Annotated in this window: 14 protein-coding genes; 13 read left to right on the top strand and 1 reads right to left on the bottom strand. The window is 32.5% G+C overall.

Features of this window, described 5'->3' with window-relative positions; genetic code table 11:
• Positions 1–29: 29 nt before the first annotated feature.
• From BLW23_RS14335 to BLW23_RS14270, 13 genes are all read left to right on the top strand, one after another.
• The gene (locus BLW23_RS14335) at positions 30–512 is read left to right on the top strand and encodes a hypothetical protein (RefSeq protein ID WP_093671005.1); all 483 of its coding nucleotides are present in this window, start codon (positions 30–32) and stop codon (positions 510–512) included.
• Positions 505–1005 (top strand): MepB family protein, encoded by a 501-nt coding sequence (locus BLW23_RS14330; protein ID WP_093671003.1) that lies wholly within the window; start codon positions 505–507, stop codon positions 1003–1005. Before BLW23_RS14335 ends, BLW23_RS14330 begins: the two co-directional genes overlap by 8 nt.
• Positions 1006–1009: 4 nt before the next feature.
• Complete coding sequence (locus BLW23_RS14325) at positions 1010–1366, top strand: VOC family protein (protein WP_093671001.1); 357 nt, start codon at positions 1010–1012, stop codon at positions 1364–1366.
• Complete coding sequence (locus tag BLW23_RS14320) at positions 1356–1826, top strand: GNAT family N-acetyltransferase (protein ID WP_093670999.1); 471 nt, start codon at positions 1356–1358, stop codon at positions 1824–1826. The genes BLW23_RS14325 and BLW23_RS14320 overlap by 11 nt, the downstream gene beginning before the upstream one ends.
• A 308-nt stretch (positions 1827–2134) precedes the next feature.
• Positions 2135–3142: a ferritin-like domain-containing protein gene (locus tag BLW23_RS14315; RefSeq protein ID WP_093670997.1), complete on the top strand. Its 1008-nt coding sequence runs from the start codon at positions 2135–2137 to the stop codon at positions 3140–3142.
• Between the two features lie 135 nt (positions 3143–3277).
• Positions 3278–5389 carry a LodA/GoxA family CTQ-dependent oxidase gene (locus tag BLW23_RS14310; RefSeq protein WP_093670995.1) on the top strand — a complete coding sequence of 704 codons (2112 nt, stop codon included), beginning with the start codon at positions 3278–3280 and terminating at the stop codon, positions 5387–5389.
• A complete protein-coding gene (locus tag BLW23_RS14305; RefSeq protein WP_093670993.1) occupies positions 5382–6512 on the top strand; it encodes an FAD-dependent monooxygenase in 1131 nt (376 codons plus the stop codon). Before BLW23_RS14310 ends, BLW23_RS14305 begins: the two co-directional genes overlap by 8 nt.
• A gap of 69 nt (positions 6513–6581) precedes the next feature.
• Positions 6582–7655, top strand: coding sequence for a hypothetical protein (locus tag BLW23_RS14300; protein WP_093670991.1), 1074 nt, complete (start codon positions 6582–6584; stop codon positions 7653–7655).
• Positions 7656–7907: 252 nt separating this feature from the next.
• Entirely contained in the window at positions 7908–8333 is a 426-nt protein-coding gene (locus BLW23_RS14295) for a hypothetical protein (protein WP_093670989.1), read from the top strand.
• Between the two features lie 30 nt (positions 8334–8363).
• Entirely contained in the window at positions 8364–8906 is a 543-nt protein-coding gene (locus BLW23_RS14290) for an AAA family ATPase (protein WP_093670987.1), read from the top strand.
• Between the two features lie 1021 nt (positions 8907–9927).
• Positions 9928–10419 (top strand): nucleotidyltransferase family protein, encoded by a 492-nt coding sequence (locus tag BLW23_RS14280; RefSeq protein ID WP_093670983.1) that lies wholly within the window; start codon positions 9928–9930, stop codon positions 10417–10419.
• Positions 10420–10428: 9 nt separating this feature from the next.
• The gene (locus BLW23_RS14275) at positions 10429–11136 is read left to right on the top strand and encodes a hypothetical protein (protein WP_143032186.1); all 708 of its coding nucleotides are present in this window, start codon (positions 10429–10431) and stop codon (positions 11134–11136) included.
• Positions 11137–11683: 547 nt separating this feature from the next.
• Positions 11684–12289 carry a hypothetical protein gene (locus BLW23_RS14270; protein ID WP_093670979.1) on the top strand — a complete coding sequence of 202 codons (606 nt, stop codon included), beginning with the start codon at positions 11684–11686 and terminating at the stop codon, positions 12287–12289.
• A 116-nt stretch (positions 12290–12405) separates the two neighbouring features.
• Here the strand turns inward: BLW23_RS14270 and BLW23_RS14265 are convergent, their stop codons facing one another.
• Entirely contained in the window at positions 12406–13092 is a 687-nt protein-coding gene (locus BLW23_RS14265; RefSeq protein ID WP_093670977.1) for a hypothetical protein, read from the bottom strand.
• Positions 13093–13191 lie beyond the last annotated feature (99 nt).

The raw sequence follows: 13191 nt of genomic DNA, 5'->3' as shown, positions 1-13191 counted from the left end.
TTTTGACAAACATATTCTAAATAGAAGCTATGAAACGCAGCGATGAATATCTTGAAAATAGAATAAGATGGAGAGTACGGAAAAATAATGTTCTTTGTTCAAAAGTTTCATTTTTTGAAGATCTAGACAAGTTAAAACAGCAAAAGTTAATTGCTTTGTTAACACCTCAAAACATTGGAAATCCGGTGGTTTATTTTAAAGGTAGAAAAAGGAATTGGACAATTATTGGTACTCAGAAAATTGCTTGTGGGAATGACACCTTTGCTGATAGTATTGCTTATGAAAATATTAATCAATGGACTCCATATGATTACCCTCTGGATGAACCTAAAACAACAATTGAATATTTAAAAGCAAGATATTTTGGATATATAAAAAGGTTACAGTATAAAATATTAATGGAAGAAAAAGGAGGGAGAAGAGTAATATTTTATGGTCCGCGAGGATGGAAACTCTATGATATATTAAATATAACGTTGATGATGGAAAGATTTAAAAAAAACTATGAATAAGAACTTTACTTACCTAAATAAAGAAATTTTTGATAAATTAAACCTGGAGTATGCAGGCTATAAAGAAGAAACGGAAAGTCAAGAATACGACGCTTGTCAGTTCCAGTTAAATAAAAGAAATATAATCAGTAGATCTTCAAAAGTCACTCCTAAAAAAATAGGTCAGTTTGTAACGTTTTGGAAAAGATCATCACAAGGGCCAATAGAACCTTTTTCAGAGTTGGATACCATTGATTATTTTATGATTACCACAAAAGTAGATGAAGGTTTGGGGTTGTTTCTTTTTCCGAAACAAATTTTGATAAAAAAAGGAATACTATCAACGAAAAACAAAGATGGGAAAAGAGGGTTTCGAGTATATCCACCTTGGGATGAAGTAAAAAGCAAACAAGCAGAAAGAACTCAAAAATGGCAACAGGATTATTTTTATTCAATTACTAATTCCAATGACTTACTTCTCTTGGAAAAAGTATTTAGAATTTCTTTGAATTAAGGATATGGAAATAAACTTAATTGTTATTCGATCCGATAAACCAAAGGAACTTTCGGCTTTTTATGAAATGCTTGGAGTAAGCTTTACTTATCATCGGCATGGAAACGGTCCTTGGCACTATGCTGTTGAAATTGGGAACATAGTTTTCGAAATTTATCCTTTGCCAAAAAAAGAAGAAATACCTGATGCTTCTTTACGATTAGGGTTTACTGTGGATAATTTGGAGAGAATGATTGAAGAATTAAGAACTAATAATGTTCTTATTTTACAACAACCTGTGATGTCTGAATTTGGTTATTTTGCAGTTATCAAAGATTTGGATGGAAGAAAAATTGAATTAAAAGAACGCAATGAGAAGTAAAGAGCTTGAAATAGAGTTAGTAAAAGAAAAAAAAGACATTCCTTTTGAATTACTTGAAGTGGCAGATCCTTCCACGGAACATATTCAATCGTATTTAAAAACAGGTAGTTGTTACATAGCAAAAAATCAAAAAAAGTTGATCGGAGTATTGGTCTTAAACGCGATTGACTCTGAAACTGCTGAAATTAAAAACATTGCGATAAAAGAGTCTGAGCAAGGAAAAGGATTTGGAAAAAAGATATTGCAAGTAGCCGAAATGATTGCTAAAGAGAAAGGATATCAAAAATTGATTATCGGTACGGGAAATTCTAGCGTTGGGCAATTAGCATTGTACCAAAAAGCAGGTTTTGAAATGCAAAGCATTAAAAAGGATTTCTTTCTAAAAAATTATAGCGAGCTCATATTTGAAAATGGAATTCAATGCAAGCATATGGTTGTTTTGGAGAAAAGCATCACTTAAAATTAATGTAATATGTTTTTTGAGAAAACTAAATAGGTATTTATGCTAGTCCAATAATTTCAATTTGTAAATGGTATTGGTATTAAGGATTGCACTCCCCTAGCCTTTTTTAAACTTCACTAGTGATCGAAAATCAGACGCTGATAATCGAAATTAGCTCATTTACGGGAAGTCGTAAGAAAATATCAGTTTTACTTGTTAAGTTAGGTAGGTGAAATTTTGAGGTAATTTATTGTTTAAAAACCATTTATGTGTTTTAATGATAACTGGTATAAGCTTCAATTTTCACCAAACAAAAACTAACAATTATGATATTAACAAAAGAAGAACCGAAGAAATTATCTAAGGAAGAATGGACTATGTCTCACTTGAAAGAGCTTTTACAAGAAGCCGTTAATCTTGAGTTTTGGACAATTCCGTTTTACATGTCTGCCATGTACTCTGTTAAAAATAGAGCTCCCAAAGAGCATACTCCAGAAAGTATGTCAGCTGATCCTTATCAACTAATTCGTACAGTGGTAAATCAAGAAATGTTGCACTTACAATGTGCTTCAAATATTGCCAATGCCTTTGGATTATCACCAACATTCGACGCTCCGAAATACGAAGGAACCACCGTACCGTATTTAGATTTTTCTAAAGATAAACCAGAAGTAGTAAACAACTATTTACCCTACAGTGCTGAAATAGGGCCTTTAGATAAAGAACGTATTAATGCTATGTGCTTAATTGAAATACCTGAGTGGGATGAGAAGAAAGAAGCCGTTTTATACGATGATGTAAAATCTTATGGAAGCATTGGTGAGCTGTACCAAGCTCTGCGCTACGGGGCAGAACTGTTAAAAAATGAAATTAAAGGAGGAGTTAAACAGGTCGATTTTTTTTCAGCTTTTTATCGAAATATGCCCGATATGAAAATTACGGAATCGAGCGAAACAGGATTTAATCAGGTCGATTTGTTAATCGATTTAATAACAGATCAAGGAGAAGGTCCTTCAAAGAAAGATCCAACTATTCCTGAAACTTTTCAAAATACAGCAGATGATGTACAACCTGAAGATGATCATTTTGAAAAGTTCAACGAAATCAAAAAAGGTACATTACCAGAAACCTTTATAGGAAAACCTGTTTCAGAATATACTAATCATGATAAGGAACTAGAAAAGATATTAATTGAACAATTTACGGCATTAAGAGAAGCTTTAAGGCAACTTTTTGACGGAGAGAACCCACAAGACTTTTTTGTGATAATGTCGAGCGTAGGAGCTTCTATTCGCAATTGTTGGGAAAATGGAGTCACTCCAAAGTTTAGCTAATGCCGTTTATGATTTGAATTTACTGTAAAAGAAAAAAGGCGTTTTACTCCAGTAAATTCAACTTGTAAAATGGTATAATCATTTTAAATCTCACATAGTGAGTGCAAATTAATTGTTTCATAAAAATATCAAATCATGGAAAATAAAACCGTATTCAGGGTGCATCCGACCATAAATTTTGCTCGTTTTGGAACTTCTGACGATTATATATTATCACCTGAAACCAGTGCAGGTTTACCCCAAGAGGGAACAGATATTACTGGAGGATTACCTATTAAAAAAGGAACAGAAAACACTACAGTAAGTAGTAAAGATCTTCGCGATGAAGATGGGAACTTGAAAAAACAAGCAGCTCGTTTTCGAATTTATGCTTACGATCATAATGGAGAATCAAGTTACCCCGAAGGTAAAGGAATTGAAGTTACTTTAGGCACCAAACTACCTGATGGTAGAATTGTAAAAGATTTAATTTGGACGAGTCATTTGGCTAATAAAAAAGCGGCGGCTTATAATGTTGTAAATAATAAAGGAATTGATGCTTATGGTGTCGAAGGAGGAGAACCTAAAGTACCTCAAATGCGAAATCCAGAGGTTCATGGTGACATTGATTCTGATTATCGATTAAACAGATTAATGATTGATGCTGGACCTAGAACAATTAGTGCTTTAGAAAAACAAAGTACAGAATTTAATGATTGTACAGTACCAACAATTTTAAATGAAAGAGGACATATTGAGGAATTACCAGAATATCCTGTTCGTTTTCCAGCGGATACGAATGATGAGCTTTTTGAACCAAATGGTTCCTTAGATACTTTAGGAGGAATGCTAACCGATGAAAAAGGTCGTTTATTAGTCCTTTCAAGTCCTGGAAATGCGGTTGGGCAATACGATGAGTATGGAGTTCCTATTCAAATGACTGGTGACCTTAACAATGTTGGTTGGTTTGATTCCGCTTCTGATGGTCCTGTTTCACTTACAATTGTTTTTGAAGACGGAACTAAAGAAGAAGCTTTTGGTGCTTGGGTGGTGTGTGGTGATCCCGCGTATGCTCCTCAAATTCGTAATGTAGTTTCCGTTTGGGACGATGTTTATGACATGTTTGTTCGAGACTTAAATTTGCAGCCTGAATTATTTACGGCTACAATTACTTCAAAAGAAGGTAAAAAGAAACAGATTGATGAATACAATCCAGACTATTTGCCAAATTTCATGAATGATATTAAGCCAACATTTATAGCATGTACCTTACAGAGATGGACGGCAAACTTGCCTGAAATGGCTTTAAGAGCTCATCATGCAGTTGATGCCATTAGTGAAAACGACGATCCGAATAGAACCATTATGGCTGCTTTGAATTTTTTAAGAGACCCTAATAAAGACGAAACCAATATTGGAGCTCCATTAATGCCACTTTCTTTGGGAGCCGCCGGGACGTCATTTATGACCGTTACCAAAACGCAGTATTTCTTGTTGGAACAGTGGAGTAAAAAGAAATTTAATAAGGGAAAAGACAATAAACTAGGTCCTGGTGAAATTTTAGATATGGCTTCTTTATCCAATTGTTTAGGAGGTCGTTATGTTCCTGGTATAGAGGTGAGTTATACAGTACGTTGTAAAGACATGTATATTCAAGACTGGAAGAAAACAGGAGCTGGTCCTTTCCGTATAAAACATTATAAACTCGATTATAACAAGGCAGAGTATAAGAAACCTTTTCTTTCAAGTGGTTGGATTCCGAGACATGATATGACAGATGGAATTGAACCAGGAGATATTTCTAAGTTTATGGCTACTCCTTGGCAAACGGATTATAACTCTTGTTCTATTCATCAAACCGCAATAAATACCGATGGTGTAAATGAAAGTAATGGAGCTGACTCTACTTTATATTGGTCTTGGCCATCACAACGACCTGATGCTGTATATGTAGCTGAAGAGGTGGTAAACAACGTACTTCCAAAACAAAAATGGTCTATTCGAGGACCAGGAACGTATGCGATAAATCCAGCGCAAGCGGCTACTTTTCAAGATCCTTTAGATGCTGTAAAAGAATGGCATAAAATCGGAATAATCGTGCAAGGAACGAATATTGAAACAGAGAATAAAAAAGAATTTTCACCAGAGTTGTATTTAGAAGTTCAAGGGCAATTAACCAATCCAGGAGACGCAACAGATCCAGTTGCAAAATGGCCTTTTAATGCAAACCCTCCGAAGAAATCGGAAAAAAAATGTCCGTTTGATTAAGGATATTTATGATGTTGTTATCATAGGAGGTGGTCCAGCTGGATTAAGCTTGGCCATTTCCTTATTACAAAAACAACAACTTTCGGTATTAATTGTTGAAGGACAATTTGAAGGAGAGGAACGGATTGGTGAAAGTTGTCCTCCCGATACAATTGTTCTTTTAAAACAATTAGGCGTTGCACGAGAGTTTTATAGAGCTAATCATAAAACGTGCCCAGGATATGCTTCGGTATGGGGAAAGAATGATGTTGGATATAACGACTTTATTGTAAACCCTATGGGACCATCATGGCGATTAAATAGAAAAAAGTTTGATAGTATGTTGGTTGAAAGAGCAGTTGATTTAGGCGCCAATATTCTCTGGGGAACTCACTTTTTAAATACAGAGAAAACATTAGATGGATATGAATTGCGGTTAAGAAACAGAAAATTAAATAAAGAACAAATAATCGCTACCCATTTTGTTGTAGACGCCTCAGGAGCCACCGCGCGTTTTGCCAAGTCAATAGGTATTCAAAAAAAGGTAGAAGATCGTTTATTTGCTTCGGTAAGGTTTTCTAAAATTTTAGAAGGTACAGCCTCAAAACAAGTTCAAATTGAAGCAGTTTCAGAAGGTTGGTGGTACAGTTCTATTTTACCTGAGAATAGACTGGTTACTATGATGGTGGTTGAAAAAAAACAGCTCATGTATCTTCAAAATGAAAACTATTCAGGTTTTGAAAAAGCACTACAGGATACCAAGTTTATTTCTCAAAGATTGAAGAAATTAACTACAACCGATCATGAGTTTTATACATGGCCAATATATTCAGGAATTTTGCCGGAAATAGAAGGGAAAAACTGGGTAGCCATTGGCGATGCTGCATCGAGTTATGATCCGGTAGCTGCGCATGGAATATACAAAGGAATGAATGATGGTATTGAAGCAAGTGCTAAAATTCTTGGTTTTTTTAATCAAGAACCAAAAGAAGATTTCTTTTCAGCTCATGTAAAAATACGATATGCGAACTATCAAAAAAACAGAGCATTTGCTTATGCCATGGAACAACGATGGTCGCAAAGTTCTTTTTGGAAACACAGAAACGAAAAATATGCTTCAAGTGAAGTATTTATGGTTCCATAAAGAAGTTAAAAAATTAATACGAGTAATTTCAAATTACAAATCGGATAAGTCTAACTAAATAAAATAACTATGAGTCACATTTATAGCACAAATAGAGATGCTGATAAAAAGGAAGCTATTTCAGAGAAAAAAATGAAAGAAACCATGCAAGAACGCAGATGGAAATCTGTTAAAATAGGCGTGACAAAAGAAGTTTTGAAAGAAAATTTCAATTTTTTGAATGATGGCGTAGTAACACGCTCTGGAGCTGAAGGAATACCATTAATGACAACAACAGGGATTTATGGACCTATACGCCAAAATCAAACAATAAAATTGGTTCAAGGAGCCAAAAATGTAGTTGTTGAGGTAGCAGAAAAATCAAAGAAAAAAGAATCGTTATTAGACGAATTAAAAAAGTTAAGAGAAGAAGCTCAGGTGCCTGAAAAAGGATATTCTTTGGTTGTTCAAGCAAAATGGATAAGTGCAAAAGAGGGAGGTGGATTACCTTCTGTTGGAGGTGGTGCTAATGTTTTTGGAGAAACAGGCTCGTTATTGATAAATGAATCTGAGGTTGATTTTCCCGTATTAGAAGCCTACGATGAAGGTTTTCATGAGACACTAGCTTATTATGGAGCCAAGTTATTAAAGCCAAATGAGTCTTTTCATATGGGGTTTGATAAATTATTGTTTGGGATGGAGTATGATACCCGATTACCAGGATATATTCAAGATTATGCGTTACAGCCTTATGGAGGCGGCGGTCTTTTTGTTGAACATCATCCATTTCCTCATATTTGGTTTCCGAACCCTTCCGAAGATGAAAGAGATACTAATATTTGTCGAGTTCTTTTAGGACGTTTAATAGAATCTCCAGAAGAGCAAAAAAAGGATAATGAACAGAGTAGAAAACAGAATGAATGTCCAGATAGAAAGGGAGATCCTAAGCTACCTAAATATCATTTTACCGTATTTAGAATCCCTACGGATAGTCATGCCCTAGCAGTTGACGAATGCTGTATACATAACGATAGTTTTTGTAATGGTAAGGAAGTAGTATTCATTGCAAACACCGAGGCTAATACAGTTGCTTTGCGTGAAACAGCTCCTTATAAAAACCTTCGTATTTCAAGAAATGAAGAACTACAAAGTCGAGAGCTATAAATTCTACAGAATTAAGCTTCATTATTTAAAAAAATAGAAGAAAACCTAAGTATAGAAATGTGCTTAGGTTTTTCTGTTACTATATGTCAAACTCACTATCTAGTATATTTTCGTGACTTGTTATTTTGACGATTTAGGAGAAACCTCAAACTAAATACAGATATTATTCTTAATCAGATATAATGTTCATTATCAGTTTTCTAAGATTGAAGTATATTTACCGAATGTAAAATTGCTAATGTTGTTAAACAAATGGGAAAGAGTATTAGGAAAAAAATAAAAATAGCAACAATAGTCTTTCATGCTTTAATTGTGATTGGGGCAGGTCATGGAATAGGGTTTATCGGGTTAGTTGAGATTGTAAGTGTTCCAAGCCTATTAAGTGGATATGAGTTTACCTTAGAAGGAAATTTTGGAATCAGAATAATGTCAATAGGAATGATTTCTTTAATAGGGAAGTTAATTTATATTACGAGTTTTTATATTAATAACAGGGCTTTTAAAAGTATGTTGGAAATGCTTGGAATTATAGTTTTTTATACCGTGATTTATTTGCTTGTATATGATAGTACAGAGTATGAATCTCGAAGTAAAATTATATTTTATACCAGCATACCTTTTTTAATTTCTTCTTCATGTTTTTTGTTTCTTTCATTATTTAAGAGAAAAAATGAATAGTTACAAAGGTAAATTGCAATAAGATTTAATATGAAAATACTAATATTTGGAGCCTCAGGTTCAGGAACAACAACATTGGCTAAAGAGCTTGGAAATCAAGTAAATTTTGTTCATTTAGATGCCGATGATTATTATTGGAGGCAAACCATAAATCCTTACACAGAGAAAATCCCTTTGGATGAACGTAACGAGAATATTAAAAAGGATTTTTTTAAGCATGATAATGTTGTTATTAGTGGTTCTATGGTGAGTTGGGGAAAGGAATGGGAATCTTTGTTCGACTTGGTAGTTTTCATTCGTTTGGATAATGATATTAGAATGGATAGACTTAAGAAAAGGGAGTTTGAAAGGTATGGTGACGAGTTGATAACGAATAAAGAAAGAAAACAAAACTATGAAGCTTTTATAAACTGGGCGAATCAATATGAAGATCCCGATTTTAATGGTAGATCCTTGAAAGTGCATAACGATTGGATTGAAAAATTTGATTGCAAAGTATTGAGAATAGATGGTGCTTTAGAATTGAAGGAAAAAGTAAGTATAGTTTTATCTGAGATAGATCAAATGATATAAGTTTTTATTAAACTAAAAAAAGTGTCAATTTGAGGCATGACACAAGTAATTAAATCAAGTGGTAATAATGATAGCAACAAGAAATATTTTTGAGAATAAATTGTTGATTAACAAACAGCCAAAAACTAGATTTTTTTGATTCTTTTTTCATCAATGGGAAAAGAAAAATAGCTCAGAAAAATGATAATTCTATTTACAATTTAAGTTGTTAAGAAAAGAGGCCAATGCTATTGAAAATCATAGGGTTTTTGTACAAGAATAACTTCTTAATAACTAAAAGTATTTTTTTCGATACATTTTTTTGAAAAAGACTCAAATTGACATTGATTTTATTATATCAAACTCACATTAAACAATAAATAGTTATACACAATGCGTATCGAATTTTGGCACAAAATGGAAATTAGGGAATCTAAAAAGTGGATGCCATTAATCATGTTTTTTGGTGGAGGTATATTACTTTGTTTTGGAATAATACAAATGTAATGGTATTGATAGCCTTGGGTTTATTACTTGTTTTATGCGGATTACTCACTTTTTTTATAGAGTATAGAAGAAAGAAATTAGCAGCAATAGCAATACAGGCAAAGGTGTTGAAGATAATATTGAAGATGTTTGTTTTGGATTGATTGAGTAGAGTGACATTATGAATATAAGAATTGATGATGATTTTGATAATTTGATATTTATTGATGTACAAAATGTAGATAAATACATGAAGAAACGAAGGGTAAATAAACGTTTTTGAAGTTATTATTTACATCAATCTAGGAACGAAGTTTTTGAAGAAATGAAAAAACAATTTGATTTAATTGTGTAATTATATGCATTGAATATTCGTTTTTAAGAACAATTCATTTCGACCGTTAGATAGAAAATTTTCGTTTGGTAAGGTGGTATTTAAAGCACGTTTTTAGTATTAACATTAGTAAATCTGAATTACATTTGCTAGTATAACCTTTCAGACATGAATAAGACATTAGAAAATGACTTAAGAGAAATAATTACGACAGATCAATGAATGATTGAGGTGTTAAGGACCGTAAGAGCCTTACACCTGAATGATTGTTGGATTGGCGCCGGTTTTGTAAGAAATAAAATCTGGGATGTAAAACATGAAAAACTCAGAACAGAATTGAACGATATTGATGTCATATATTTCGATGAGGTAAAATCTTCTCGAGAGGATGATTTACAATTAGAAAATAAACTCAAAAAAGTTACTCCAAATATAAAATGGTCTGTAAAAAACCAAGCTAGAATGCATGTGAAAAACGGACATAATAAATATGTCAATTGTTATGAAGCAATTTCCTTTTGGCCAGAAACTGCAACTTCTATAGCTGTCAGATTAACAACCGACAACGAACTAGAATTCATGGCTCCTTATGGATTAGATGACTTATTTGGCCTTATTGTAAAACCAACGCCAAAATTCAATATAGCTATTTACAATGCGAGAATTGAAAAGAAAAAATGGCTTAAAAAATGGAATAACTTAAATATAATATAGCGACGAAGTATGAATAAACTTATAATCTGGATGTTATTAATAATTGTTTTTTATAGTTGTAACCTGAAGTCCAAAAGCAATGTGTTTGGTAATTCTTTAGTAAAAAATATTCCATTTACTGAAAATGCATCAAAACAAGGATCTTTATTAGAATTAGATAGTTTAAATGTAAAGTTTCAACTAAGAGGTGATTGTTATGCATATAGTAGTCCGAAGAATTCTGATATGCCAAATGGAGAAGGGCGGTCGGATAATTTACCAAAAATTGTTACTTCTGAGTTTCCTAGGAATGGACTTTATCTAACGATTAATGAAAGAGAACTTGTAAAATATACGGATAGCACTTTAGGTCATAAGTTATATTTAGTTAATACAACTGACTCAATATTAAATCTCGAGGCAACGGATTCTAGGCTTGATGTTTTTATAGAGGCTATAGATCTTGATAAAAAATGGAAGGCAATTTCTTATCTTCCAAATAGCAGTTGTGGTAATAGTTATCATGTCGTGAACTTGGATAGAGAGGAGTTCTGGTGTTTTGATGTTCCTGTTTTCAAAGGAACGTTTAAAACAAAACTAAGATATGTGTTAGATGTTAATGGTTGGGGAAGAGTAGTATCGAATGAAATTTCTTGTCATTTAAATAAAGATCAGTTTGATGATAAACGAAAACAGGGATATTTTAATGATAATCTCATGGAGCCTTATAAGGATTGAAGTTATTAATAGTAACCTATCTTAACCATTATAAACATGTTATAGAATTCCCAATAGCGGAGATTTAGATTTAGGAGCTGGTGAGTTCTCACCGAATCCAAAGTATACTGCTAATGGTTGGAAGAACCATCAATTAGCGTGGTTTTTTAGTTCAGATAAAGCAAGTGAGGAAAGAGCGAGGAAAAAAGAAAGAGAAAAGTGGTGGTTGGATAAATAGAGCTATTCTATTTTAGTATAAGTCAATTCCTACTTGAGGAAGAAAAGTGTCTTATATTCTTAAGTACTTTTTTTGTTTGTGAAACTGATTACTATTTCGAACTTAATAAACTAAAAAAAAGCAATATTGAAATACATTAAAGTAAACTAGTTAATGAATAATGTTAAATATTTGATATCTCAATTAATTCTAAGGTAAACTTGTTGTTTGTAGTAGGTTCATAATTAATTACTTGCTTATTTATTATTTGGAATCAACTTGTAGGAGGTATTCAAACATATACGTTTTCATTATTTTTACTGATAATAAATGAATTTTAATAACTAGAATGTGGGGAAGAAAAAGATAAAAATTGATGCTAATTTAATAATTGCTTTTGGTGTTTTGTTAGCTAGTGTTGGAGCATTAATAGTATCAACTAGACAGGCTTCTATTATGAATGAACAAACTAAAATTATTTTAGAACAATCTAAATCGAGCGCTTGGCCAAGTTTAAGTATTGGTATGAGTAGAAGAGTTGATAAAGATAGGGTGTCTGAATTTTTATTTTCAATATCTAATAGAGGAACTGGACCAGCAATTGTAGAACAAACTTATATTTCATATAATGGAAATTATTTTTCGAATTGGTCTGAGTTTTATGAGATTCTCGAAGTGCCAGACTCAATGGTTATAAGTCATAGGAACGATATTCTTTTAAATAGAGTAATTAAACCTGGTGAGGATTTTATTTTAATAGATTGGTCTAAGAACATACCTCTGATGAATTTTATTTTTGAAAAAGCTGATGCCTTTGAAATAATTATTTGTTGTAAATCGGTGTATGGAGATTATTGGCAAGTAAGAAGAAAAGGGATGAAAAATAATCTTGAAAGGAATATCACTATAAAATTAGATCACTGCAAGAATCTAGGAGGAACAGTATTTCAGGAATAGTTATAAATATTCTAATCGTTTAATTCCTGTTTTATTACAAATAGAACTCTAATGAAATTATAAATTAAAAAAGTGAGCACGACGTGACTCACTTTTTTAATTTATAAATGCTGATTCTATTTATTCTTTAGAGTCATCATAAAGGTTGTTTCTAAGGCTGAGTTATAGTCGAAAGGAGTGGGAATAAAACTTCCGCCATTATAATGTGTTTTAAGACCATCAGAATAGTTTGAGGTATCAAAACTCCATAAATTTAAAATAGTGTCGTTATCGTGTATATAATCCTTAAAACTATCATATTGATATAGCTTTTCTTTATTTGGTAAAGAAACGATCCAATCGAATGTGTTTTGAATAAGGTCGATATAACCGATATATGGGATCGTTAAAACATCATAATCTTTTTCCAAAGGATCCGGAACGGCTTGAGATATGGGTGGTGTTGGTTCTCCTTTTGGAGGAGTAGACCAATTATATCTTTTATAACGTAGCTTAAATGCTTGTTCAAAGGTTGATTTGGAAGTTAGTAATGTTTTTAAATCTATTTTTAAAGACTTTCCAGAGCCAAGCTGATAAAATTGTTGTTGAGCGTCCTCGTCTTCAAGTAAAGTTCTAGCAATTAAGTACGATGTCATGTACATGATATCTTTCACTTCTTCATTTTTTGTTTCTCCAAAAAGAGTTCTTTCCAAAATCTTCCCTTCTTTTTGATCAACCGATGAGGTATTGAGATTATCATTGGTATTATCGCAAGAAGCAAAAATTAAAAACAGGTTTAAAAATGTAATAGGTAAATACTTCATATTCGATTTATTTTATACCATTTATGATTTGAATTTACTGTAAAGGAAAAGAGGGGCATTTTATTCCAGTAAATTCAACGTGTAAATGATGTTAGTCTT

The organism is Tenacibaculum sp. MAR_2009_124 (assembly GCF_900105455.1).
Taxonomy (GTDB): domain Bacteria; phylum Bacteroidota; class Bacteroidia; order Flavobacteriales; family Flavobacteriaceae; genus Polaribacter.
This window is presented reverse-complemented; position numbering and strand designations above follow the sequence as displayed.